Source organism: Desulfovibrio sp. Huiquan2017, assembly GCF_017351175.1.
In the GTDB taxonomy this organism is placed as follows: Bacteria; Desulfobacterota; Desulfovibrionia; order Desulfovibrionales; family Desulfovibrionaceae; genus Pseudodesulfovibrio.
Map to the genome: position 1 here is coordinate 53,523 of NZ_JAFMPN010000011.1, position 24,738 is coordinate 78,260.

At 65.3% G+C, this 24,738-nt stretch carries 25 protein-coding genes; 14 read left to right on the top strand and 11 right to left on the bottom strand.

Going from position 1 to position 24,738, the window contains the following annotated elements:
* Positions 1 to 9: 9 nt before the first annotated feature.
* The 4 genes from J0909_RS10790 to J0909_RS10805 form a co-directional block, all read right to left on the bottom strand.
* Entirely contained in the window at positions 10 to 741 is a 732-nt protein-coding gene (locus J0909_RS10790; protein ID WP_207262750.1) for a formate dehydrogenase subunit gamma, read from the bottom strand.
* Entirely contained in the window at positions 731 to 1,486 is a 756-nt protein-coding gene (locus J0909_RS10795) for a 4Fe-4S dicluster domain-containing protein (RefSeq protein WP_207262751.1), read from the bottom strand. The genes J0909_RS10790 and J0909_RS10795 overlap by 11 nt, the downstream gene beginning before the upstream one ends.
* Complete coding sequence (locus J0909_RS10800) at positions 1,486 to 3,660, bottom strand: molybdopterin-containing oxidoreductase family protein (RefSeq protein ID WP_286181957.1); 2,175 nt, start codon at positions 3,658 to 3,660, stop codon at positions 1,486 to 1,488. The genes J0909_RS10795 and J0909_RS10800 overlap by 1 nt, the downstream gene beginning before the upstream one ends.
* Before the next feature lie 186 nt (positions 3,661 to 3,846).
* On the bottom strand, positions 3,847 to 4,167 hold the full coding sequence (locus J0909_RS10805) for a c-type cytochrome (protein ID WP_207262753.1): 321 nt from the start codon (positions 4,165 to 4,167) through the stop codon (positions 3,847 to 3,849).
* Between the two features lie 275 nt (positions 4,168 to 4,442).
* Here J0909_RS10805 and J0909_RS10810 point away from each other — a divergent pair, with 275 nt between their 5' ends.
* Entirely contained in the window at positions 4,443 to 4,937 is a 495-nt protein-coding gene (locus J0909_RS10810) for a FecR family protein (protein ID WP_207262754.1), read from the top strand.
* A gap of 9 nt (positions 4,938 to 4,946) precedes the next feature.
* On the top strand, positions 4,947 to 5,525 hold the full coding sequence (locus tag J0909_RS10815) for an OmpA family protein (RefSeq protein ID WP_207262755.1): 579 nt from the start codon (positions 4,947 to 4,949) through the stop codon (positions 5,523 to 5,525).
* Between the two features lie 74 nt (positions 5,526 to 5,599).
* Here J0909_RS10815 and J0909_RS10820 read toward each other — a convergent pair whose 3' ends face one another.
* Positions 5,600 to 6,325 (bottom strand): metallophosphoesterase family protein, encoded by a 726-nt coding sequence (locus tag J0909_RS10820; protein ID WP_207262757.1) that lies wholly within the window; start codon positions 6,323 to 6,325, stop codon positions 5,600 to 5,602.
* A 305-nt stretch (positions 6,326 to 6,630) separates the two neighbouring features.
* The gene (locus tag J0909_RS10825; RefSeq protein WP_207262759.1) at positions 6,631 to 8,514 is read right to left on the bottom strand and encodes a potassium transporter Kup; all 1,884 of its coding nucleotides are present in this window, start codon (positions 8,512 to 8,514) and stop codon (positions 6,631 to 6,633) included.
* 183 nt (positions 8,515 to 8,697) lie between these two features.
* Between J0909_RS10825 and J0909_RS10830 the strand changes: the two genes are divergently transcribed.
* Positions 8,698 to 8,940, top strand: coding sequence for a hypothetical protein (locus J0909_RS10830; protein ID WP_207262761.1), 243 nt, complete (start codon positions 8,698 to 8,700; stop codon positions 8,938 to 8,940).
* A gap of 1 nt (position 8,941) precedes the next feature.
* Positions 8,942 to 9,445, top strand: coding sequence for an acyl-CoA thioesterase (locus J0909_RS10835; protein WP_207262763.1), 504 nt, complete (start codon positions 8,942 to 8,944; stop codon positions 9,443 to 9,445).
* 203 nt (positions 9,446 to 9,648) lie between these two features.
* Here J0909_RS10835 and J0909_RS10840 read toward each other — a convergent pair whose 3' ends face one another.
* The 3 genes from J0909_RS10840 to J0909_RS10850 all read right to left on the bottom strand — a co-directional run bounded on the left by J0909_RS10840 (position 9,649) and on the right by J0909_RS10850 (position 11,909).
* A complete protein-coding gene (locus J0909_RS10840) occupies positions 9,649 to 10,512 on the bottom strand; it encodes a DMT family transporter (protein ID WP_207262764.1) in 864 nt (287 codons plus the stop codon).
* Positions 10,509 to 11,237: a DNA/RNA nuclease SfsA gene (gene sfsA, locus J0909_RS10845; protein ID WP_207262766.1), complete on the bottom strand. Its 729-nt coding sequence runs from the start codon at positions 11,235 to 11,237 to the stop codon at positions 10,509 to 10,511. The genes J0909_RS10840 and sfsA overlap by 4 nt, the downstream gene beginning before the upstream one ends.
* Before the next feature lie 72 nt (positions 11,238 to 11,309).
* Complete coding sequence (locus J0909_RS10850) at positions 11,310 to 11,909, bottom strand: VOC family protein (protein WP_207262767.1); 600 nt, start codon at positions 11,907 to 11,909, stop codon at positions 11,310 to 11,312.
* Between the two features lie 206 nt (positions 11,910 to 12,115).
* On the opposite strand from J0909_RS10850, the gene J0909_RS10855 reads away from it, so the two are divergent.
* The 5 genes from J0909_RS10855 (at position 12,116) to J0909_RS10875 (ending at position 17,164) form a co-directional block, all read left to right on the top strand.
* Positions 12,116 to 12,664 carry an epoxyqueuosine reductase QueH gene (locus J0909_RS10855; RefSeq protein WP_207262769.1) on the top strand — a complete coding sequence of 183 codons (549 nt, stop codon included), beginning with the start codon at positions 12,116 to 12,118 and terminating at the stop codon, positions 12,662 to 12,664.
* Positions 12,661 to 13,014 (top strand): hypothetical protein, encoded by a 354-nt coding sequence (locus J0909_RS10860; RefSeq protein ID WP_207262770.1) that lies wholly within the window; start codon positions 12,661 to 12,663, stop codon positions 13,012 to 13,014. Before J0909_RS10855 ends, J0909_RS10860 begins: the two co-directional genes overlap by 4 nt.
* A 2-nt stretch (positions 13,015 to 13,016) precedes the next feature.
* Positions 13,017 to 14,246: a radical SAM family heme chaperone HemW gene (gene hemW, locus J0909_RS10865; RefSeq protein WP_207262771.1), complete on the top strand. Its 1,230-nt coding sequence runs from the start codon at positions 13,017 to 13,019 to the stop codon at positions 14,244 to 14,246.
* Positions 14,247 to 14,256: 10 nt separating this feature from the next.
* Positions 14,257 to 15,408, top strand: a complete 1,152-nt coding sequence (chrA, locus tag J0909_RS10870; protein ID WP_207262772.1) for a chromate efflux transporter — start codon at positions 14,257 to 14,259, stop codon at positions 15,406 to 15,408.
* Between the two features lie 121 nt (positions 15,409 to 15,529).
* Positions 15,530 to 17,164, top strand: a complete 1,635-nt coding sequence (locus J0909_RS10875; protein ID WP_207262773.1) for a methyl-accepting chemotaxis protein — start codon at positions 15,530 to 15,532, stop codon at positions 17,162 to 17,164.
* Between the two features lie 59 nt (positions 17,165 to 17,223).
* On the opposite strand, the gene J0909_RS10880 is transcribed toward J0909_RS10875, so the two are convergent.
* Positions 17,224 to 17,967 (bottom strand): SIR2 family NAD-dependent protein deacylase, encoded by a 744-nt coding sequence (locus J0909_RS10880; RefSeq protein ID WP_207262774.1) that lies wholly within the window; start codon positions 17,965 to 17,967, stop codon positions 17,224 to 17,226.
* A 2-nt stretch (positions 17,968 to 17,969) separates the two neighbouring features.
* Positions 17,970 to 18,422, bottom strand: a complete 453-nt coding sequence (locus J0909_RS10885; protein WP_207262775.1) for a hypothetical protein — start codon at positions 18,420 to 18,422, stop codon at positions 17,970 to 17,972.
* A 269-nt stretch (positions 18,423 to 18,691) separates the two neighbouring features.
* Here J0909_RS10885 and J0909_RS10890 point away from each other — a divergent pair, with 269 nt between their 5' ends.
* The 5 genes from J0909_RS10890 (at position 18,692) to J0909_RS10910 (ending at position 24,735) form a co-directional block, all read left to right on the top strand.
* Positions 18,692 to 19,894 (top strand): ammonium transporter, encoded by a 1,203-nt coding sequence (locus tag J0909_RS10890; RefSeq protein WP_207262776.1) that lies wholly within the window; start codon positions 18,692 to 18,694, stop codon positions 19,892 to 19,894.
* A gap of 19 nt (positions 19,895 to 19,913) precedes the next feature.
* Positions 19,914 to 20,252, top strand: a complete 339-nt coding sequence (locus tag J0909_RS10895) for a P-II family nitrogen regulator (protein WP_207262778.1) — start codon at positions 19,914 to 19,916, stop codon at positions 20,250 to 20,252.
* Between the two features lie 177 nt (positions 20,253 to 20,429).
* Positions 20,430 to 23,030, top strand: a complete 2,601-nt coding sequence (glnD, locus tag J0909_RS10900) for a [protein-PII] uridylyltransferase (protein ID WP_207262780.1) — start codon at positions 20,430 to 20,432, stop codon at positions 23,028 to 23,030.
* A 63-nt stretch (positions 23,031 to 23,093) separates the two neighbouring features.
* Complete coding sequence (locus tag J0909_RS10905; protein WP_207262782.1) at positions 23,094 to 23,699, top strand: DsbA family oxidoreductase; 606 nt, start codon at positions 23,094 to 23,096, stop codon at positions 23,697 to 23,699.
* A 40-nt stretch (positions 23,700 to 23,739) separates the two neighbouring features.
* On the top strand, positions 23,740 to 24,735 hold the full coding sequence (locus J0909_RS10910) for an asparaginase (RefSeq protein ID WP_207262784.1): 996 nt from the start codon (positions 23,740 to 23,742) through the stop codon (positions 24,733 to 24,735).
* Positions 24,736 to 24,738 lie beyond the last annotated feature (3 nt).

The following is a 24,738-nucleotide window of genomic DNA, read 5'->3' on the forward strand; positions in this document are numbered from 1 at the left end:
TCTATGTCGCTACTCCGAGCCCCTCTCGGATTCGATCCTGACCTTTTCCCACCAGAGACGGTGATGGTGCCGGGCGTAGTCGTCCGGGACCACGCCGGTGAACATGGACTTGAAACCGGGCCGCTCCTCGGGCGAGACGGCCGCCATGTAAACGTGGACCAGCAGGCCCGCGAAAACCAGGCCCACGGCAAGGAAATGCAGGGTCACGGCCCAGCCGATCATACCCGTGGACTCGGCGCCGAAGGTGCGGTCGGACAGGTACATGATCACGCCGGTGGCGGCAATGACCACGCCGCCGACCACCGAGGCCTGGGCGAACGCCTTCTGGCCCATGTTGTAGTATCCCTGGTCCGGCAGGTCCGGGCTGACGCCGACCATCTTCAGAGCCTTGGGCCCCAGGGTCATGAGGATCATCTTCTTGAGCATCCAGCCCATGTCCCGGGCCGGGCTGACCGCGAAGACCTCGGCCAGGAAGAAACGGGCTCCCCGGAAGTTGACCAGCAGGTAGAGGATAAAGCCCGCGATCCAGGCCAGGCCGATGAATTCGTGGATGGCCAGCAGATTGCCCCCGCCGCCGACCGCCGAACGCAGCCAGGCCGGATAGCCCGAGCCGAACGGATCGATGTCCGGGTTTTGGATGAGCCCCACGCCGGTGAGCAGGAGCAGCAGCCAGCAGGCCGCGTTGAACCAATGGATGAAGATGTCGGAGCGGTCGTGCCGCTTGTAGGTTTTACCGGGCATCGCCGTCCTCCTTGTGCTTCGTGTCGTGCGTGTCGCCGTCCCCCGCGAAGAGCTGGCGGCCCAGCATGGCCAGAACGCCGAGGCCGGACAGGGCCACGATGCCCTTGATGAACGGCGCAGACTCCTTCATGACCGTCATGGAGGCGGGCACCACGGCCTTGCGCCCCCAGGCCTCGGGCCCGGGATCGCCGAGGTAGTACATGTTCGGCTTGGTGTCGGTCCCGGCCGCCACCCGGGTCAGGCGCTCCTCGTTCTTGCGGTAGAGGACGCCCGCCGCGCTGGTCGGGTCGTTGATGTCGCCGAAGACACGCGCCTTGGTCGGGCAGGTGTCCACGCAGGCGGGCGGCAGCCCGACGGCGCGCCGTTCGGGACAGTAGTTGCACTTGTCCGCCTTGCGTGTGACCGCGTTGCGGTAGCGGGCGTCGTAGGGGCAGGCCGGAAGGCAGTTGCCGCAGCCGATGCACAGGGTCTCGTCGATAACGACCATCCCGGTCTCCGGGTCCCTGTAGGTCGCGCCCGTGGGACAGGCGGCCACACATGTGGGGTTCTCGCAGTGCATGCAGGCCCCGGGCTGGAACCGGGCCTTGGCCTGGGCGACGCCGGGCGCCACCGGCACGTCGGCATGCTTGATCCAGTTGCGGGACTGGCCCTCGGGCACGTTGTTGGCCACCTTGCAGGCGGCCACGCACCCCTTGCAGTCGATGCACTTGGCCGCATCGATGACCATGGCAAGTTGCTGTGCCATTACGCCACCTTCCTTGTTACGGTGACAAACGTGGTGTGCATGGACGCGTTGCCGGTGACGGCGTCGTAATCGTCGTCCAGGATCTCGTTGATGGAGGCGCCGTTGCCGTGGGACAGGTGCTGCATGGTCGACAGAGTGTTGTAGCCCGAAAGCATAAACACGGTGTCCGGACGGATCTTGTCCGTGACCTCGGCCCTGAGTTCCTGCCGGCCCACCGGGCTGGCCACCTCGACCAGATCGCCGTCCTTGATGCCCAGTTTACCGGCGGCCCCGGTGTTCAGCCACAGGGTGTTGGTGGGCACGAACTCGTGCAACAGCGAGTTGTTCGCCGTGGAAGTCTGGGTGATCATGGCATTGCGGCCGATGACCATGCGGAAGCGGTTCTCGGGCGGCCCGGCCGGAGGCGTGTAGTTGGGCAGCGGGTCGATGCCCATCTGCTCGTAGCGCTGGTTGTACAGCTCGACCTTCTTGGACAGGGTCTTGTAGATGCGCCCGTCGTAGATGCCGTAAACCTTGGACGGGTTGTAGTACACGCCGTCGCGGTCCATGACGCCGAGCGCCTCGGGAATCTCGCGGGTCTGCCGCTCGCGATATTCGTCGATGGTGAAGTCGAAGTACTCGCCCAGGTCCAGACGCCCCGCAATGCCCTTCATGATGTCGAACAGGGCGCGGGACTCGTACAGCGGCTCGATGACCGGGTCGCGCTTGACCACGCAGGCGCAGGCCACGGAGCCCTGCAACCCGGAACACGGGTCCTTGCGCTCCAGGTAGGACTGCGACGGCAGGACCAGATCGGCCATCCAGGCGGTATCGGACATGGCGATGTCCACCACGGTGACGAAGTCCATCTTGTTCATCATCTCGATGGTCTTCCGGCGGTTGGGGGCCGTGCCCATGGGGTTGGTCTTGTAGATGAACCAGCCCCGGATGGGATACGGATCGTCGGCCAGGACCGAATCGCGGGTGACCAGGAAGGATCCCTCGTGCTCGAACATCATGGGCACCTTGCCCGCGTCGATGCGGTCCTCCTGATTTTCGTCATACCACGGGGCGTCGTAGGGCACGCCCTTGAGGCCCACCTGGCGCGCGGCCAACAGCCCGCCGGGCTTGTCCCAGTTGCCGAGCAGCCCGTTGACGATGGCGAAGCTGCGTCGAATCTGGGTGGAGTCCTCGTAGTCCGAGGTACGGCGGCCGGGGTAGACCATGGAGGCCGGGGCGGCCGCGGCCAGCTCCCGGGCGATGCGGGTGACGGCCTCGGCCGGGATGCCGCATTGCTCGGCCGCGAAACCGGGCGTGTATCGCTGCACGTGGGCCGTGAGCTGCTCCATGCCGAAGGTCTTCTCCTCGATCCATTGCGGGTCGTAGAGCTTTTCGTTGATGATCACGTGCGCCAGCGCGAGCATGAAGGCCATGTCCGTGCCGGGCCTGACCGGGTACCACTCGTGGGACAAGGCCGCGGTCTTGGTGTAACGCGGGTCCAGCGTGACCAGCTTGCAGCCGTTCTCGCGGATGGCGGTCATCAGGTCGATGGAGTCCGGGGTGACCAGCGCCTCGAAGCGGTTGGCCCCGACCATCAGAATATACTTGGAATTGAGCACGTCCGCGAAGGGGACCTCGCCGAAGGTGTCCAGAAAGGCGCGGCTGCCCGAGACCAGACACAGGGATTCGTGCGAGGTCACGTTGAATGAGCCGTAGACTTCGGCGAACCGGCCCACGAACTGCGAATGCAGGTCCGTTCCCGCCGAGAAAAGGTGCCCACAGGGAGTATACTTTTCACGGACCTCGGCCATTTTTTGGGCCGCCATGTCCAGGGCCTCGTCCCAAGGGATGCGCTGCCACTTGCCCTCCCCCCGTTCACCCTTGCGCAACAGGGGGTACTTGAGGCGGTCCGGGTCGTAGACCTGGGCTATGCCCGCATTGCCGCGCGCGCAAAGCATGCCTCTGGATTTGAGAAACTTGGGGTTGGGGTCGAGTTTTCTGACCACCCCGTCTTCAACGCGGGCGATGAGCCCGCACTTGTTGAAGCACATGTCGCAAGCCGAGAACCTGGAATCCCAGGCGGGCTTGGCCGGCGATGCCGCGCGGGCCTCCCTCAGGCCGCCGAGCAGGGCCGGGCCGCCTACAACCCCTGCCGCAACCAGGCCGGAGGCCCGGAAAAATTCGCGGCGGGACATCGTCTGCTTTGCACTGGGCACTGGATACCTCCAATCGTCCGCTGGATCGGATGAGGTCCCTCTCCGCCCCGCTTCCCGACTCGGGCGGGCTGGAACCGATTGTGTCGAACCGCGCCCCCCTCTCCTCCCCGGGGGGCGCAAGGGCCGCGCCGGAAGCTTACCGACGCGGCTCCGGCCGCACTCGCGCTAGCTGCATTTGGCCGGGGACGGAGAGTCCTTGGCGTAATCGTGCAGGTAGGTGAAGATGTCGTTCAGGTCCTTCTCGTTGACGGTCCATTCCGGGCTGCACTTGATCTTGCCCGTGTCCGAAAACAGGGCGGTCCACTCGGCCTGGGTCTTGTCCGCCGGGCTCATGTCGCTGGCGGAAGAGCCGTGACAGGACCGGCAGTTCTTGCGGTAGAGGAACTTGCCCTTGCGGGCGTTGCCGCCACCCATGGCAAAGGCCATGGACACGGCGAAAATGGTGATCAGGGCCGTAGCCACGGCCAGGACAAACTTACTTTTCATGCTGCCTCCAAAGTTGACGTGTTGCGCAATCGAAAACGGGTTTTCACACTCTAACAAACCATATGGCCTGTTTAAATCCTTGAACATTATAACATGCACCCGATAAAGCCGTTCGATGCCCATATACCCATACCGGGTATGGGTGTCAAGCCTATGTAATAGAAAATCACGATACGCCGTGCCGAGAATCCTGGTATATTCCTATCTTTATGGACGTCCGTGGGAATAGGCTGTATGATATGATTTCGTGATATCCAAAACAGGAGGTCCATCCCATGTTCCCGACACAACTCGCCACCCGGCCTCGCCGCGGCAAACGTCCGTGGGCCGGGATCGCAGCCCTGATTTTCTTCTTCTGTTGCTGTCTGGGACAACCGGCGGCGGCCATGGAACGCGCCCAGGTGGTGGGCTCCATCAAGACCGTAAGCGGTGAAGCGTTCGTGGAACGGCAGACCGAGCGGCAGCCCGCCAAAATCGGCGACCTCCTGCTTGAAGGCGACACGCTGATCACGGGCAGGAACTCCACGCTCGGCGTGATCTTCCGCGACGACACGCTTCTCTCGCTGGGGCCCGGCTCCAGGGTGACCATCGACAAATTCGTCTTCGATCCCGCCAATGAAAATCTCGACTTCCTGACCAAGGTGAACAAGGGCACGGTCCAATTCATCTCCGGCCAGATCGCCAAGCTCTCGCCCGGCAGCATGTCCGTCGAGACCCCCCTGTCCACCATCGGAATCCGGGGCACCCGGTTCCTGATCAAAGTCGATTAGGAGCGCACCATGAAAAAACTCGCATTGATCGTTCTCGTCTGCCTGTGGCTCGCCGGATGCGGCAGCAAACAGACCATCGTCCTGCTGCCCGACCTGGACGGCCACGTGGGCGAGGTCACGGTCTCCTCCGAAGACGGCCGGACCGCAACCCTGACCGAGGCCAACCAGGCCCTCACCGGCACCTCCAAAGTGACCACTCTGAGCGACGCCGAGGTCCAGTCCGAGTTCGGCGCGGCCATGGCCGCCCAACCCGACCCCACGGCCCGGTTCATCCTGTACTTCCTCAGCGACTCCAGCCGGCTCACGGACGACTCCATGAAGCTCATCCCGACCATCATCGAAAGCTGGCGCGCACGCTCCTCCAACGACGTGTCGATCATCGGCCACACGGACACCCTGGGCGAAAAGCAGTACAACTACGACCTGTCCGTGCGCCGGGCCAAGAAGGTCCGCGACCTGCTGGTCAAGGCGGGCCTTCCCGACGACATCATTGAGATGACCTCACACGGCGAGGAAAACCCGCTCATTCCCACCCCGGACAACAAGTCCGAACCGCGCAACCGGCGGGTCGAGGTCCTGGTCCGCTAGGCCCGGGCGATCCGAAACCAAAGGCCCCCGCGCAACCATGCGCGGGGGCCTTTTATCGTCGAGAACGAGCCCGGCTACCAGAGGCGGTCGGCGAAGCCCCGGTGAAACCCCTGGGCCATGATCAGGTCGGCGGTCTTCTTGATGTCGTAGGAAATGAAACGCATGGTCAGGATGCGGGCATCCAGGTCGAACAAGCCGTACTTGGCCCGGTTGTCCCCGTCGCGGGGCTGGCCCACGGAGCCGATGTTGACCAGATGGCGGCGGTCCGAAGCGAGCTCGACATCACCCTCGGGCAGGGGGAACCGATGCACCTCGCCCCGGCGGGAGGTAAAACGCGCAAGGTCGTGAGTGTGCCCCACGAAGCAGACGTCCTCGCCGTAGCGCGCAAAGACTCCGGGCATCTCGTCCCGGTACTTCCAGAGGTATTCGGTGATGGAATCGGGTGGCAGCCCGTGCACGAAACGGCAGCCGTGCTCGACGATGGCCTTGGGCCGGGAGACCAGCCATTGGTAGGTCTCCTCGGTGATCATCTCGCGGGTGCGTCGCAACACGTCGGCCGCGGGCTGGTTGAAGCCACGCAAATAGATAATGTTGATCAACCCCTGCTCGTGATTGCCCATGGTGCACTTGACCCCGCGCTCGCGCAGCAGGTCCGCGCACTCCTGGGGCCGCGGCCCGTACCCGATCATATCCCCCAGGCAATAGACCTCGTCCGCGCCCTGCCGATCCAGGTCGGCCAAGACCGCCTTCAGGGCCTCATGGTTGCCGTGCACGTCGGACATAATGGCGATACGCGTCATGGTCGAAAACCTATCCTTTCCCTCGTCCCCGCGCAAGGCGCGGACGGAAAGGCCCCTTCCGGCGGCCAGAGGGAAATCATTTGGGAAAAACCAGGCGTTGAAAGCCGCGTCGCGGCGAAAATCAAAATGGGTTCGCCTCCGGCGGGCAAGGACTCGCGCCCTTGCATCCCGTTTTTGCGCCTCCGGCGCGATTTTTCACCACGCGGCTTTTCGCCCACGGAAAGGGAGTTGACTATACAAATTCCTTTCCTTGCACGCGTTCCGCCGGGGTTTTGCGGATTCGCCGGGAAGATAGGGGCATGGCCCTATATCTGCAACCGGGCGCCGACTTCGATGACCTGCTCGGACGGGATGTCGAAGAAAGCGGCCGGGTCCATGCCATTGCGGGCCAGGAAGAGGAAGAGATTGGAGCGCCAGCGGGCCATGGCCGGAGGCGTGCCCACGGTCAGTTTCTCGCGGCCCAGGAAGAAGCTGGCCGCATTGATGTCCACATCCACGCCCTTGTCCTTGCACAGGGCGAAGATGACCGACACCGTGGGTTCCTCCATGTAGCCGAAATGGGCGATGACCCGATGGACGCCCGAGCCGAACCGCTCCAGCTCGATCTTCTCGAAATTGGGCACCCGGGGAATCTCCTCGGTGCGGATATTCAGAAAGTAGACCTCGGAATGCAGCACTTTGTTGTGGCGCAGATTCTGGATCATGGCCACGGGCACGGTGTTGTGGCTGCGCGTCAGAAACACGGCCTGGCCCGGCACGCGCTTGGGCGGATCGTCGGCTATGCCTTTGAGGAAGTCGTCCAAGGGGCGGGTCAATCCCCTGGCGCGCTCGGCCAGGATTTCGCTGCCGCGTTCCCAGGTGAGCATGATGCCCAGGACGATCAGAGCGATGACCAGGGGGAACCACGCGCCGTGGGTGATCTTGGTCATATTCGCGGCGAAAAACGAGAAATCCACGGTAAAGAACAGGGCCGTAAGCGAAACGGCCACGGGCAGCTTCCATTCCCAGCGCTTGCGCATGACCACGTAGAACAGGGTGGCGGTCACGAGCATGCTCGCGGTCACGGCCACGCCGTAGGCCGCGGCCAGCTTGCTGGAGGTCTGAAAGCCCAGAACCAGCCCGACGGTACAGAGCATCAGCAGCCAGTTGACCGGGGCCACGTAGATCTGGCCCCTGTGCGAAGCCGAGGTATGGGTCACGCGCAGCCGCGGCAGGTAGCCGAGCTGAACCGCCTGGGAGGTCAGGGAAAAGGCCCCGGTGATGACCGCCTGGGAGGCCACGATGGTGGCCATAGTGGCCAGGATGACCATGGGAACGATGGCCCAACGGGGCACGATGGCGTAGAATGGATGGAAGGCGTCGCCGGGCGCGGACAGCAGGTGCGCGCCCTGGCCGAAGTAATTGAGCAACAGGCAGGGCAGGGCCAACAGGAACCAGGTCAGCCTGATGGGGCGGCGGCCGAAGTGGCCCAGATCGGCGTAAATGGCTTCGGCTCCGGTGGCCACCAGAAAGACCGCACCCAGGACCACGAAGCCGTGCAGCTTGTTGACGACGAGAAAATGCAGCCCATGCCAGGGCAGGATGGCGGCCAGCACCGAAGGGGTCTTGATCACCTGGTGCAGGCCGATGAGGGCCAGGGCGATCATCCAGACCAGGATGACCGGGCCGAACAGGGTGCCGACTCTGGCCGTGCCGTGGCGCTGCAACAGGAACAGGCTGACCAGGATGGCCAGGGTGATGTGCAGGATGTACGGCGTCAACAGAGGCGTGATATGCCCGAGTCCCTCCACCGCGCTCAGAACCGAGATGGCCGGAGTGATCATGCCGTCGCCGTAAAGCAGGCAAGCCGCGAACAGACCGAGGGTGACCAGGACCCAGGCCCCCTTGGTCATCTTCTCCCTGCGCGGCTTGACCAGGGTGGTCAGGGCGAGCACCCCGCCCTCCCCGTCGTGGTCGGCACGCAGGACCATGGTCAGGTACTTGAAGGAGACAATAAGCATCAGCGCCCAAAAGATCAGGGACAGTACGCCCAGAACGTTCTCCGGGGTGACAGCTATGCCGTATTCGCCGTGAAAACATTCGCGCAGGGCGTACAGCGGGCTGGTGCCGATGTCGCCGAAGACCACGCCCAGCGCGGCAAGGGAAAGGCCCGCCAGCCGTTTGCCGGTTGGATGATCGGTGGATTCCATGCAAACTCCGGTTTCGGTTCCGGGCCGCCATGCCCGGCCCGATAGCAGGTAGCATACAGCCATCCGCCGCCGTATGCCACCCCTGATCAGCGCCCGGACCGCCCGCAATACCGGTCTTGACCCCCGCGTCACGCTCTGTCATCAATCTGGATGACACAATGAAAACCTCCGGGGGGTGGTGCCATGAGCAAGAAAGTCCGCAGTGTCCGCGTGCCCAAGGAATTGGAGACCCTGAATCTTTCGGGGATAATCCGGGAATGCGAGCGCCACTTGCGTGATCTCGAATCCGCCACCTTGCTCAAGCAGCAGGGCAACCAGGAGGCGGCCGAGGCGCTGATGAAGACGCGCCAGGCCGATCTGGGCCGCAAGATCGGGAAACTGGTCTGGGAGGCCCGCGTTCAATACGGAAAATCCAAAGAGGACTGATATGAAAGCGAAATCCGCAGCGGAATCCGAGGTAATCATGACCCACCTCGTTCTGCCCCAAGACGCCAACCCGGCAGGCAACCTGCACGGCGGCGTCATACTCAAGCACGTGGACACCACCGGCGGCGTGGTGGCCAAACGTCACTCGCGCAGCAACACGGTGACCGTGTCCATCGACCGCATGGCCTTCAAGCAGCCCGCCTACATGGGCGAACTGCTCATCTTCAAGGCCAGTCTCAACCATGTGGGCCGGACATCCATGGAGATCGGCGTGCGCGTGGAGGCAGAGAACCTGCGCACCGGCGAGGTCCGCCACACCAACTCCGCCTACCTGACCTACGTGGCGCTGGACGAAAACGGCAAGCCTTGCGAGGTTCCGCCCTTGAAGCTGGAAACCGAAACCGCCAAGCGGCGTTACCGCGAAGCCGAATTCCGCCGCGAAATGCGCAAAAAAGAACGCGAACTCGAAGAAGGCAAGAGGGTCTGCCAGCCCAAAGACGAATAACCGCACGAAAGGGCCGCCAGAAGCGGCCCTTTTGTTTCGCGAATCACCTCGCCGTCCTTTTTTCGAACGGGGAAAACCGCCGGGGAAAGGCCGACGCGAAACGGCGTTCAGTATCCGATCTCACCCTTCAGGGAATCAGCGGACAGGCCCCTTCGCCTCCCATCCACCTGCCCGGACGTTTCGGCGTCGCGACCGAAAGCCGCCTATGCCCCGCGCTTCTGCCTGGACGTGCGCGAACCGATGTAGATACCGACGAGCGCCAACCCCACGCCCGAGAGCTCGACGGGGTTCACCGGTTTACCGAAAAAGAGGATGTCCCAGAGAAAGGAGAGGGTCGGCTGAAGCAGAAGGATGAGGCCCACCAGGGCACCGCGCACGGTCTGGATGCCCCGGGTGATCAAGAACCAGCCCACGGCGTGGCAGATGAACGCCAGAGCGGAAATGGCGGCCAGGGATTTGAACGTGGGAATAGCGAAGGACTCACCCTCGACCAGGGCCAGAGCGCCGAGGATCAGGCCCGTGACCAGGGCCGCGACCGAGGCCAGGACCAAGGAATCCACGTGGTCCTTGGACAGGGCATATTTGAGCGAAAGCATGTACAAGGCGTAGAAGCAGGCAGTCAAAAGCCCGTAAAACACGCCCAGCCGGTAATCAGCCGAAAAGCCGGCCCAACCCACGCCGACCATGAGGTAGAGCCCGGCCAGGGCCAGGGGGATGGCCGCATACATGCGCGGCGGCATGCGCTCCTTGAAGAACAGGGCCGAGACCACGGCCAGGGGGATGACCTGGAAATTGCCGAGCATGGTGGACAGCCCGGGTCCCACGTAGCCAATGGCGCGGTGCCAGAAAACGAAATCGCCCGCAAAGAACACGGCGGCCACGCAGCCCCACTTGACGACGTTGGGGGTGAACCGCTTAAGCTTGCCCGCCCGGGCCAGCGCCGCGAGCATGGCCAGTCCGCCGCCGATCAGCCGGTAGAACCCGGTCACGTCAGGAGGTAGCCCGGCCAGGACCACCATGACCGAGGAAAAACTGATGAGCACCGCTCCGACCAGCAACGCGCTCACGGGGCCACCACCTGAAGCCTGCGGCCCAGGGTGATGCCGGTCACGTCCACGTCGGCCACATACGGCCACGCTTCCACCCCGGCGTCCAGGGCCTCGTAGAAGAGGTCCGCATAGGCCGGGTCGATGAAATCCGCCGGGCCGAAGCAACGGCCATCGGGCCGCTGGATCAGGAAGAACAGGGCCACGCGCGCCCCGGTCCCGGCCAGGGACATGAGTTCGCGCAGATGCTTCTGCCCGCGCTCGGTGACCGCGTCCGGGAAACGGGCCACATCATCCTCCACCAGGGTCACATTCTTGCACTCCACCCACAGGTCGCCGGGCTCGCCGGTCAGGTGCGCGTCCAGGCGGCTTTGCCCCACCTTGGCCTCCTTCTGAAAATGATCGTAGCCGTCCAATTCGGGCATGGCTCCCGCCCGCCAGGCCGCATACAGCATGCGGTTGGGGGTGAGCGTGTTCACCCCGACCATGGCCCCGGCCAGTTCAAGACCCTCCAGGGTGTACTTGAGCTTGCGCTCCGGATTGGCGGCCGGGGACAGCAGGGCCACGCCGCCCGGCCGGAGCAAGCCGAGCATGGACCCGGTATTGTTGGTATGGGCCGCAAGGAGCGCCCCCCTGTCCGGCCCGTCCAGGGCCACGGCCTCCACGGTAAACCGCTTTATCCGGCGGACAAAGGCGGCGCGGCGGCAAGGGGTATGAAAGGGCAAGCGGGCAACGGATCTGGGCACGGTCTCTCCTCGGGCCAAAACCTCTAGGCGATTTCCCCCGCTTTTGCCAGCGGAAAACCCGGAGTTCTCCGGCTACTCTCCGCGATTGAGCCGCTCCAGGGCCTCGCCTATCTTGTGGCCCTCCCCCTCGTACACGGTCTTGTCCGCGTCCGGCGTGGGCGCGAACACTCCGGGCCAGACGTCGGGCTGCGGATCAGGCCCCTTGCGGGCCTCCCGACTCGGCTCGGAATCGGTCATGACAGGGGTCCGGCGGATGTCCACGCCAGGCACGGGCGCGCTGAACTCGATGGGGATGTTGTTGGGGTCGAAGGCGTAGATGGAATGGATGAAGCCGTGGTCCACCACCTCGGAGCACCACTCCCCGGCGGCTTCGAGCTTGTCCTTGAGTTCCCACAGGTCGTCCTCGCCCGCCACGCCGAATGCGACATGGTCGAAGGCGGCCTTGCCCTGGACCGGAAAGCCGTGATCCTTCTCGTCGAGCGGCTCCACTCCGGGCCACTCGAAAAAGGCGATCATGTCGTTTTCGGCGATCTCGAAAAAATAATGCCGGTAGCCGGGCCTGCCCAGGCCCACCACCAGCCGCATGCCGAGCAGGTCCCGCCAGAACCGGATGGTCGCGTCCATGTCCCCGGTGACCATGGCCAGATGGTTGATGCCGGTATATCGTGCCATTATTCTTCTCCTTGCTTGATTTTCAAAAGGAATACCATGGCAGGGAAAAGGAGAAAAGGAGAACCGGGCGCAAAGCCGCTCCAGGGATTTCCCGGCCGGGCCGGACGCGGAAAGCGGCCCGGAATCGGGAATGAACCGTTTGCGGCGGGGAGGAGCGGGCCATCCTCCCTTTACAAATAACGACGAATCGGCGCACACTGCGGCAAATGTCGAAAGTATTGCTGCATATCTGTTGCGGGCCGTGTTCCATCACCACGCTCAAGACCCTGTTGGGCGAGGGGTGCGAGATCACAGGGCTGTTTTACAACCCGAACATCCATCCGCTCACGGAATACGTGAAGCGGCGGGACGGCTGCCTGGCCGTGGCCGAAAAGCTGGGCGTGAAAGTCATCGTCAAGGATGACGAATACCGCCCTCAGGAGTGGTTTCGGGCCGTGGCGCACCGCGAGAACAACCGCTGTTTCCACTGCTACGCCATGCGCCTGGAGCGCACGGCCCAAATAGCCCGGCGCGGCGGATTCGATGGCTTCACCTCCACCCTGCTCTACTCCAAATACCAGAAGCACGACGAGATCGCGGCCCTGGGCCGGGACCTGGAGTCGGCCAAGACGAAATTCCTGTACCGCGACTTCCGCGAGGGGTGGAAAGAGGGCATCGAGACCTCCAAGGAGTGGGGAATCTACCGCCAGCAGTATTGCGGCTGCCTGTACAGCGAGAACGAGCGGTACAAACGGGAACTGATGGTCCGCCCATGAACGCGCTGCTCCACTTCCTGTTCTCGCCCGGGCACGCGTTGATCGGCTTCCTGCTGCTCAAGACGGCGGCCGTGCTGGCCCACGGCCTGGCGCAGGGTTCCACCGAGGCCTGGGGCACCGGCATCCTGGCCCTGATCGTCTACGGGATCCTCGCCGGATTCGCCCGGGCCGGGCGAGTCATCTCCATCTGGGCCGTCACCATCCTCATGCTCTACGAAGGGGCCGGGGCGTTGCTCCTCGGCTGGTCCGGCTTAAAGGACGCGCCCGGCGTGGCCGTGATCGGGTTCGTCGCGGCCGCCTATCTCATCGCCGGAGCGCTGGCGGTCTTTTCGAGCCGCCGGAGGGGCTGACCATGGGCAGGATTCACGACGAGAACGTCCCCACGCGTCCCGCCTTCCCCGCCGCCGGGTCCAAGCCCGTCCGAGGCGCGGACGACGACAAGGGGCTGCTGCTCTACGTCCACGTGCCCTTCTGCCGCTCGCGCTGCCACTATTGCTCCTTCCACTCGCAGTCCTTCGACCAGACCACCTTCGCCTGGTACCTGTCCCTGCTGCTCAAGGAAATCGAGCTGTGGGGGCGGCGGCTGCAACGCCCCCGGCTGCGCACGGTCTATTTCGGCGGCGGCACTCCGTCCCTGATCCCCCTGGCCCAACTCGACCGGATCATGGCCGCGCTCCGCAAGGCGTTCGTCCTCAATCCGGGCCTGGAGACGACCATCGAGGCCAACCCGGACTCGGCCCACGACGTGAGTTACTTCCGGGGGCTCCTGTCCCTGGGGTTCAACAGGCTGTCGCTGGGCATGCAGAGCCTCAAGGACGCGGACCTGCAGACCTTGGGCCGCCCGCATTCCGCGGGCATGGCCTACCAGGCCTTCGACCAGGCGCGGCGGGCCGGGTTCGGCAACATCGGCCTGGACCTCATCTGGGGGCTGCCCGGCCAGAAGCTCAAGGTCTGGCTCGACCAGTTGCGCATTGTCTCGGAGATGCGGCCCGAACACATTTCGGCCTACAACCTGACCCTCGAAGAGGGCACGGTCATGGCCCGGCGCTGCGGCGAGGGCGGCGATCTCACCCTGCCGCTGGACCAGGAACAGGGGCGCATGTTCGTCTACGGGGCCGAATACCTGGAGTCCACGGGCTACCTGCATTACGAGGTCTCCAACTTCGCGCGCATGGGCTTCACGTCCGTGCACAATTCCGGTTACTGGGACGGGTCCGACTACCTGGGGCTCGGGCCGTCGGCCGTGTCCACCCTGGGCCGCAGGCGGTTCACGGTGCCGCGCTACATGGACGAATACGACGCGTACGTCCGCGGCGAACTGGTGGGCAACGACTACGAGGATCTGACCGACGACGATCTGCTCAAGGAACTGGTCATGCTCTCGCTACGCACGGCCAAGGGACTGGATTTGAAGGAATACCGGAGACGCACGGGCATGGATCTGATCAAACGCCGGGAGCGGCTCGTCAGCGCCCTGCACCGAGAGAATCTGGTGCGCATCTCGGGCGGCAGGCTCCGGCTGACCAAGAACGGCATGCTCGTATCCAACGTGATCATCGAACGGCTCGCCTTCGGGGACTAGGAGGACAAGTATGCGCACGCCATCCCTGTTCCGCATCTTCCTCGTCTTCCTGCGCCTCGGACTGACCGCCTTCGGCGGCCCGGCCATGGTCCCGTTCATCCGGGCCAGGGCCGTGGAACGCGAGGGGTGGCTGGACGAGTCGTCGTTTTCGCTGGGCATGTCCCTGACCCAGCTCCTGCCCGGGGCCACGGCCATGCAGGTGGCCGCCTATGTGGGGTTGCGGGCGCGCGGCGGGGCCGGGGCTCTGGCCGCCTACACGGGCTTCGGTCTGCCCGCCCTCCTGCTGATGCTCGGCCTGAGCGCGCTCTATTTCTCGGCCCGGGACGTGGCCGCCGTGACCGCGGCCTTCACCGGCCTGCAACTGGTCATCACCGCCCTGATCCTGCACGCGGCCGTAAACTTCGCCCGGCGCTACCTGGACACCCTGGCCGACAAGCTCCTGGCCTGCCTGGCGGGCGTTTGGCTCGGCCTCAAGGGCAACCCCATCCTGGCCATGGCCGTGGTTTGCGTTCTGGCCGTGCTTCTGCTCCGCGACGAGGGATGCGGGCTCAATGCGCCCGAAGCAGGGACCGGACGCGGCCCGCTGCGCTTCGCCGCCCTGCTCCTGGCCGCGCTCCTCGCCTTCCTGGCGGCGTTGTACCTGGTCGATCCCCAATTGTTCCGGCTGGGCCTGCTCATGGTCAAGATCGACTGTTTCGCCTTCGGCGGCGGCTACGTGTCCGTACCGCTCATGCTCCACGAGGTGGTCGAGGTGCACGGCTGGCTGACCGGCCCCATGTTCATGGACGGCATCGCGCTCGGGCAGGTCACGCCCGGCCCCATCGTCATGACCGGGGCGTTCGTGGGCTACGCCGTGGCAGGCCTGACCGGCGCCCTGGTGGCGGCGGTGACCGTGTTCTCGCCCTCGCTCATCGTCCTGTGCGCCACCACCCCGTTCGCCGACCGGCTGGTCAGTTCGCCCGTGGCCCGGCGGGTGCTCAAGGGCAGCCTCATCTCCCTGGTGGGCCTGATGGCCGCCGTGGCCGTGCGCTTCGGCCTGTCCATCCACTGGACCGTCCCCCAGGCGGTCTTCGCCCTGGCCGCGTTCATCGCCCTGCGCCGCGGGGTGGACATCCTCTGGGTGGTCCTGGCCGGGGCCGGCATCGGGGCCATGATCTTCTGAGCCCGACGCGCGGCCGTATTGACAGAACCATTCGGCCGCCGTAAGAATTTTAGATACTTGCCAGAAAATCGCCTGTTACGGGGCCATTCGACGCGGCCGCAGGCAACCCGGAGGATGAGGCATGATCGATCCCAGAAATATACCATTCCGCTACAAACTCATTCTCGGCGTGACGGCCATGGTCGCCCTGACCGCCGTGATCCTGGCCGGAGGCATCCTCTTCACCATGGACAACGCCCTGGGCGGGCTGGATATTGATCCCACAATCCTGGCCGGGGCGGAGCACAGAATCCTGCTCGTGGCCGCGCTCATCGTGGCGGCGGGCGTGATCGGATCCCTGCTGGGCAGCCTTGTCCTGGTACGCATCCTGATCCAGCCCCTGCGCCAGCTCTCCGCCTACACGCTCGAAGTGGCGGCGGGCAATTACGGCGCGGACATCGAATACCGGACCAAGGACGCCATCGGCGAAACCATTGACGCGGTGCGGAACATGACCGTCGAGCTCAAAACCCGGCTCGGCATGTCCCAGGGGCTGTTGACCAGCCTGACCCAACCGTGCGTGGTCGTGGATACCGACGAAATCATCACCTTCCTGAACCAACCCGAGCTGGACCTGCTCCAGATCGACGAGCCGCCGTCGAAGTTCATCGGCATGCACCTGTCCGAGTTCGTCTATGGCGACCATTCGCGGCCGACCCTGCTCGCCCAATGCATGCGCGAGGACCGCATCATCGCGGGCCAGGCGACCGAAGGCACGGGCCGCAAGGGCCGTCCCTACCACCTGCTGGTGGACATCTCTCCCATCAAGGATCTGGACGGAAACATCATCGGGGCGTTCACCATCCTGACCGAGACCACGGAAATCAAAAAAAGCGAAGCCGAGGCCCTGCACCAGCACGAACTCATCGCCGAAACCGCCCGCGAGGCCGAGTCCATCGCCCGCGAGATGGAAGCGGCATCGGACACCCTGTCGCGCAAGGTGGACGAAGCCAACCACGGCTCGGACGTTCAGCGCGATCGGGCCACCGAGACCGCCACGGCCATGGAGCAAATGAACGCCACCGTGCTCGAAGTGGCCCAGAACGCCGGAAAGGTTTCGAGCAACGCGGACGACATGCGCGATCTGGCCGAGGAAGGCGCCGGGCTGGTCAACCAGGTGGTCGAGGCCGTCCGGGGCGTGGGCGTGCGGTCCGAGGCCCTGAAGGACTCCATGGCCCAGCTGGACCGGCAGACCGGGGACATCGGCACGATCATGCAAATGATCGACGACATTGCGGACCAGACCAACCTGCTGGCGCTCAATGCGGCCATCGAGGCGGCCCGGGCGGGCGAGGCCGGGCGAGGCTTCGCGGTGGTGGCCGACGAGGTCCGCAAGCTGGCCGAAAAGACCATGACCGCCACCAAGGAAGTGGACACGGCCATCCAGGCCATCCGCACCGGCACCCGCGAGAACGCGGCCGCCACCGAAGACGCCGTGGCCGCCGTCCGCGAATCCACGGACTTGGCGGGCCGGGCCGGGCAGTCCATCGAAAACATCCGGCAGGCCGTCACCCTGACCGCGGACCAGGTCCGCTCCATCGCCACGGCCGCTGAGGAACAGTCGGCCACCAGCGAACAGGTCACCCGGGCCACTGAGGAAATCACCGCCATTTCCCGCGATACCGCCCAGGCCATGAGCGAGGCCCGCACCGACCTGGACCGCCTGGCCGCCCTGGCCGGTTCCCTCAAGGAACTCATCGACCGCATGCAGTCCTGACCGGGCTTAGGCCCGGCACGAGGACGGGAAGCCCGCCCAAAAGGGCGGGCGGCCGCCGGTCAGCCCAGCACGGCCCGGACCAACTCCGGAGTGCGCGTTCCGGCCTTGCCTTCCAGGAAATAGTCGGTGGTGTTGTAGGTATACGCGGTGTCCCGCAGGTTGATCTCGATGATCGTGCCGCCGTGGTTCTTGACCACATGGGGGATGCGCCCGGCCGGGATGACTTCGCCGCCCGTGCCGATGACCAGGCAGACGTCCGCCTGCTTGGCCAGGTCCGTGGCCGCTGCGTGCACGTCGCTCGGGATGCCCTCGCCGAAAAAGACGAAGTCGGGCTTGAGCAGGCCGCCGCAGACGGGACAGGGCGGCGGCAGGATTTCGAGGGAGATGCGGTCGGAGTCGAAGAACGTCCGGCAGGAAAGGCACTGCATACGCCGGGTGGAGCCGTGATACTCGTACACCGTGCGGCTTCCGGCGGTCTGATGCAGCGAGTCGATGTTCTGGGTGACGATACCGACAAGCTTTCCCGCCGCCTCCAGTTCGGCCAGGGCCAGATGGGCCGGGTTGGGCCGCGCCCGGCCGAGCATGTCGAAGAATATCTCCTTGAGCAGGGGCCAGACCTCTTCGGGATGACGCTTGAAATACCCCTTCTCGAATTTGTCCGGGTCGTACTTGGACCACACGCCGCCCGGTCCCCGAAAGGGCGGGATGCCCGATTCCACGGAGATGCCCGCGCCGGTGAAGGCCATGGCGCAGCGGGCCTTGCCCAGGGCCTCGGCGGCGTTGTGCAGAGCGTGGTTCGACATGGCTAATGTCCGGCAAAGACCATGTGGACATGGCCCTGCGCGTCCTGGGTCAGGGTGAAGATGGCGGCCCAGCGGTCGATGCAGCCGCCCTCATGGCTGCTTGGCGGCCCAAGTACGGCCGGGTCCACGGAAATCTCCGCGTTGACCGCCCCTTCCTTGATGAAGACCAGGCTCCAGCCGCCCTCCTTCCGGGGGGCGAGCATGTAGTCGCGGCCGAACAGGGTGGAAAAATCGTGCTCCGCGCCGGGCAGGACCACGCACACGGAATCCCAGTCGTAGTACTCCATGAAGGCGTCCAGGGAATGCGCCTTGCCGCTCCCGGCCCGTGTCTCCTTCAGGGCCTTGAAGAAACGGTCGCTGACGTACCTGCCCGTGTAATCGAAGGAGACCATCACGGTGAACAACAGGAGCAGGCCGACGGTCACGACCAGCGCGCTTTTGGTTCTCATGTGCATGGGCATATCCCTCCCCTGGACGCAACCCCGAAGCAATCCCTTTGGAAAAACCCTAAAGGTTTGGCCGATTCCGGTCAAACCCACCCACGGTCTCGCACCGGCCCGCTTCGTCATCAATTGTCGACAAGAATTTTAACATTATTGGCAATATTCCGACATTTTTTCCACTTTTGTCAAACGTGAAAAATACTTTTGTGTAGATCTCGCCAGAATTACGGGTTTTTTGCTTGGCCCCGGTTTTGCATAGCAGTCCGCTGGAGGTTTGAACAATGAATTTCACCGACAACGCCTTTATCCTGGTTTGCGCTGCCTTGGTCATGTTCATGACCCCCGGGCTGGCGCTGTTTTACGGCGGTCTGGTCCGCTCGAAAAACGTTCTGGCAACCATCATGCAGTCCTTCATCATGCTCGGGCTCATGTCCGTGCTCTGGGCAGTCATCGGCTATACCCTGTCCTTCGGACCCGACATCGGCGGGCTCATCGGCGGATTCGACTTCGCCTTCCTGAACGGTGTGGGCATGACCAACGCGGGCTCCCCGGCCGAGAACCTGCCCCATCTGACCTTCATGATCTTCCAATGCATGTTCGCAGTCATCACGCCCGCCCTGATCACCGGGGCGTTCGCCGAGCGCATGAAGTTCGGCGGCTTCATGGTCTTTTCCGGCCTGTGGCTGATCCTGGTCTATGCGCCCATGTGCCACTGGGTCTGGGGCGGCGGCTGGATGGGCGCCATGGGCGCCCTGGACTTCGCGGGCGGCGCGGTGGTCCACATGAGTTCCGGCGCGGCGGCCCTGTGCTGCGCCATCCTCATCGGCAAGCGCAAGGGTCACGGTTCCACGGCCTTCATCCCGCACAACCTGCCCATGACCATCCTGGGGGCGGCCATCCTCTGGTTCGGCTGGTTCGGCTTCAACGCGGGCAGCGCCCTGGCCGCCGACGGCGTGGCCGCCAACGCCTTCGTGACCACGCACATGGCCACGGCCGCCGCGGCCCTGTCCTGGATCATCGCCGAGTGGCTGCACGGCGGCAAGGCCACCACCCTGGGCGCGGCCTCGGGCGCGGTGGCCGGATTGGTGGCCATCACCCCGGCCGCCGGGTTCGTCACCCCCATGTGGGCCATCGTGCTCGGCCTGGGCGCGGGCGTGCTGTGCTACGGCGGGATCATGCTCAAGAACAAATTCGGCTACGACGACGCCCTGGACGTGGTCGGCATCCACGGCCTGGGCGGCACCTACGGCGCCCTGGCCACAGGCGTGCTGGCCACGGTGGGAGCGGACGGCCTCATCGCGGGCAACGCGCACCAGCTGTGGGTCCAGTTCGTCTCCGTGGTGGCCACCTGGGCCTTCTGCTTCGTCATGACCTTCATCATCTTCAAAGCGGTGGACGCCACCATCGGCCTGCGGGCCAGCGACGAGGAGCAGGACAGAGGCATGGACATTGCCGAGCATTCCGAGACCGGTTATCAGTGGTAGCAGCCAAGGAGACAGCGACATGAAAAAAATCGAGATCATCACCCGGACCTTCAAGCTCGACGAGGTCAAGACCGCCCTCGCCGGCATCGGCGTGAAGGGCATGACCGTCAGCGAGGTCAAGGGATTCGGCCGCCAGGGCGGACACAAGGAAGTCTACCGGGGCGCGGAATACCAGGTGGACTTCGTGCCCAAGATCAAGATCGAGGTCGTGGTCGAGGACGACTTCGCCTCCGAGGTGGTGGAAGCGGCCCGCGCGGCCGCACGCACCGGCGAGGTGGGCGACGGCAAGATATTCGTCTCCCCCGTGGACGAGGTGGTCCGCATCCGCACCGGCGAGACCGGCGAAGAGGCCATCTAACCAACGAGAAAACGTTTTCCGGCCCGGACATCCGGGCCGGGTCCATCCGGGCCGACGAGGAAGGAGAGTCCCGGCAGCCCGGGCACATTCCAGCCCATCCGGGCTGGCGGCGGCCGGGGGAAGGAGAGGCCCCCGGCCGCCTTCTCGTCGGCATACGGACAACCCAGGAGCCGCCCCATGCAGTCGGACAGCCATCTCCCCGAATCCGCCCGCAGACTGAAACAGGCCCGGGCGGCCCTGTGGGCACGGGCCGAAGCCGGGGCCGTAGGCGGTTTCGCCTGGGAATACACGCACCTGGTGGACCAATATTTCGAAGACCGCATCCGCGAGGCCGGTCCCCAGCGGTTCGCCTTCGTGCTCACGGCCGTGGGCGGCTACGGACGCGGACGGTTGTGCCCCGGCTCGGACGTGGACGTGCTTCTGCTCTTCAAGCGCCGCATCCCGTCCGGAGCGGACCAATTCATCAAGACCCTGCTCTACCCCCTGTGGGACCTCGGCCTGGATCTGGGTCACGGCGTGCGCACCGTGGCCGATTGCGTGTCCCTTGCGCGCAAGGACTTCCAGGTCCTGGCCTCGCTCATGGACGCCCGCCCCCTGGCCGGGGAGGCCAAGGTCTTCGAGGCCTTCCGGGCGTCCTTCGCCTCCCGGGTCCTGAAGAAGTCCGGCGAGACCTTCGCAGCGTCCCTGCGTGACCACAACGCGGCCCGCGCCGCCCAGTACGGCGACGCCTCGGCCCTGCTCGAACCCGAGCTCAAGAACGGTCTGGGCGGGCTGCGCGACGGCCAGCAGGTGGCCTGGCTGACCCGGGTGCTCGGGATTCTGGGACGCGACGCCCTCTTCCTGCCCGAGGAACTGGCCCGGCTGCGCGAGGACCAGGCTTTCCTCAACCGCGTGCGCACGGCCCTGCACCTGGCCGCCGGGCGCAAGACCGACCGGCTCTTCTTCGACCTCCAGCCGCCCACGGCGCGGCTCATGGGCTTCGCCCCCCGGACCGCCTCGCCCGGAGACACCGGCCTGGCCGTGGAATTTTTCCTGTCCCGGCTGCACCAGGCCATGACCCGGATCAAGGCCATGCGCGAGGCCCTGTTCCAGGAGGCCTTTCCGGCGCGCACCGGCCGCCCGCCCGAACTGTCCATCCGCAACCTGGACGCCGGGGTCGGGGGCATTCGTTTCAGGCGGCAATCCGAGGTCACCCCGGACAACGTGCTCGGCGCATTCCTGGAATCCGCGCGCACCGGCCTGCCCCTGACCTGGGGAGCGCGGCGCATCATCCGCCGCGACCCGGCCCGGTTCGCGGCGGGGCTGGCAGGCAAGCCCGAGACCCTATCCCTGCTGGTGGAGATATTCCTGGCCCCGCACTGCCGCACCGCCCTGGACGGGCTCTTGGAGACGCGGCTTCTGCCCGCTCTGTTCCCGCCCTTCGCCGAGGTCGAGCATCTCATCCAATTCAACGACTACCACGTGCACCCGGTGGGCAGGCATACCTTGGCCACCGTGGCCCTGCTTTCGGACTTCCTGCGCGGCGACGGAGAATGGACCGGCAAGTTGGCCGTCCACGTCGCCGATCCCGCCCGGTTGGTCCTGGCCGGATTCTTCCACGACTTGGGCAAGGGCGCGCCCGACCACTCCGAGGCCGGGGCCGTCCTGGCCCGCGAGATGCTGACCCGCTACGGCAGACGGGACGAGATCGTCGAGGACGTAGCCTTCCTGGTGAGGCACCACCTGCTCCTGCCCAAGACCGCCACCAGGCGCGACCTGTCGGACGAACGCACGGTCTCGGACGTGGCCGCCACGGTCGGGACCACGGCCCGCCTGGACATGCTCCACCTGCTTTCCGTGGCCGATTCCATGGCCACCGGACCGCGCGCCTGGAGCGGCTGGACCAGTTCCCTGCTCGGCGAACTGTATTTCAAGGTACGCAACCTGTTGCGCCACGGCCCTCTGGCCGAGCCGGCCGCGGCCCGCCGCCTGGCCGACGCCCGGCTGGCCGTGCTCTCCGCCGCCTCGGACCAGGACCCGGAGTACGTGGACGCGGCCCTGCGGGCCATGCCCCCGCGCGCCTTCCTGGCCCTGACCCCCGAGGCCATCGCCGGACACGTCCGGCTGGTGAAAAAACTCTGGGCGGCCGTGGCCGATGACCACATGCGCAAGCCGTCCTCCATCGGCGGTAAGGGGGTCAATCTCATCGAGGCCGCCCCGGGCAGAGCCGAGAACACCTTCAAGCTGACCATCGCCGCCGTGGACCAACCCCGCCTCTTCGCCACCATAGCCGGAGCCCTCTCCCTGCACGGCCTGAACATCCTGGCCGCCGACATCTTCACATGGAAGGACGGCACGGCCGTGGACGTCTTCACCGTGGCCGAACCGCCCGAGAACCTGTACCCCGAGGAAGTCTGGGCCCGAGTCAGCCGGTCCGTGCGCTACGCCATGGTCGGCAAACTCGATCTGGCGGCGCGACTCAGGGAGCGCGGCGAATCGCCCCTGAACCGCGGGCGGGGCCGTCCACGCCTGAAGCCCCTGGCGACCATCGACAACCGGGCGAGCGACTTCTACACCGTGGTGGAGGTGGCGGCCACGGACCGCACCGGTTTCCTGTTCGACATGGCCCGCACCCTGGCCGCCCACGGGCTGTCCATCCACCTGGCCATGATCACGACCATCAAGGGCCGGGCCGCCGACGTCTTCCACGTGCGCACGCAGGACGGTCAACGATTGCTGGACGAGGAACGCATGGCCGCCCTGCGCAGGGATCTCCTGCACGCAGCCACGCCCCGGTAAAAGCACTTTACTTTTCGAAGACGGGCCGTAAAGTGTGAACAAACCGCAGCCCGAGGACGCATCATGCCCATAGATCTGACCATCTTTTCCGACTTCGTCTGTCCGTTCTGTTTCGTCGGCTCGGGGATCATCGACCACCTGAGGCGCGATTTCGACCTCCGCGACACATGGCTCCCCCACGAACTGCACCCGGAGACCCCGCCCGAGGGACGCCCGGTGGACGAATTGTTCGACCGCTTCGACATCGACCAGGTGACCATGACCTGCAACCAGCGAGGCAAGCCCTACGGCATCCGATTCACCCGGATGACCACGCTGTCCAACTCCCGCCTGGCCCTGGAGGCGGCGGAATTCGCCCGGGACGCGGGCCGGTTCCACGAGTTTCACGAACGCATGTTCCGGGCCTGCTTCACCGAGGGCAGGAACATCGGCGACATGGAGGTCATCCTGGACGTAGCCGTCCGCTCGGGCCTGGACCCGGCCGGAGTCGGGGAGGCGCTCACGGACCATCGCTACGCCGCGCGGATCAAGGACGGTTCGGCCCGGGCGCGGGCGGCGGGCGTGACGGCCATCCCCTCCTTCTTCATCAAGGGGCAGCCGCCCATCACCGGGGCCGTGGACGAGGCCGTCCTGCGCCGGGCCCTGGAAACGGCTCTGCGAGCCGAGTGAACCACAATAAACCACAACAAACCGCAACGAGTTGAGAGATATGGCACAACAGGCTGAAATCGTGATTTTCTTCACCGGAGGGACCATCGGCATGTCCCCGGTGGAAGGCAAGGAAGGCGTGGCTCCCGGCGGCAACTTCGACGGGTTGCTCAACCAACTTTCGCCCCAGGAGGCGACCGTCACCCTACGGCCCGTGCTCTGGTCGGACAAGCCGAGCCCGCACATGACCCCGGCGGACATGTTTCGGCTGGCCCGCGACGTGGAGGCCGTCCTGCAGGAAGAGTCCGTGCTCGGGGCCGTGGTCCTGCACGGCACGGACACCCTGGTGGAAACCGCCTACATGTGCGACCTGGTCATCCACTCGGACAAGCCGGTCATCCTGACCGGGTCCATGCGCTACTATTCCGAGGCGGGCTACGACGGCATCCGCAACCTGGCCAACACCGTACGCGCCTGCCTGCTCCCCCTGCCTCCCGGCATCGGGGCGTGCATCCTGATGACGGACCGCATCTTCGCGGCCCGCGAGGCGGTCAAGGTCAACTCGCTCAACGTGGACGCCTTTGAATCCCGCGAGGCAGGCGTGGTCGGCTACGTGGCCGGGGAGTCCGTGCTCCTGGCCCGACGCCATTCCCTGGCCATGCCCCGGCGCAAGTTCAATCCGGCCGCCATCGAATCCAACGTGCCGCTCATCACCGCGTATACGGGAATTGACCGGAAACCTCTCGATCATGCAATAAGCGAGGGTGCAAAGGGGATTGTAATCGAAGGGTTCGGCGCGGGCAACGTGCCTCCGGCCATGGTCGAAGGCATCGAGGCGTGCCTGGACAGGGGCCTTCCCGTGGTCCTGACCACCCGCTGCATCGAGGGCGGGGTCTGGCCCATCTACGGCTATCCCGGCGGCGGGGCCGACCTGCACGCCAAGGGGGTCATCCTGTCCGGCAGGCTAGGCGGGCCCAAGGCACGCATCCGGCTCATGTGCGCCCTGGGGCTGACCAGCGACCCGGACGCGATCCGCGAGATATTCGAAGAGGCCTAGCCG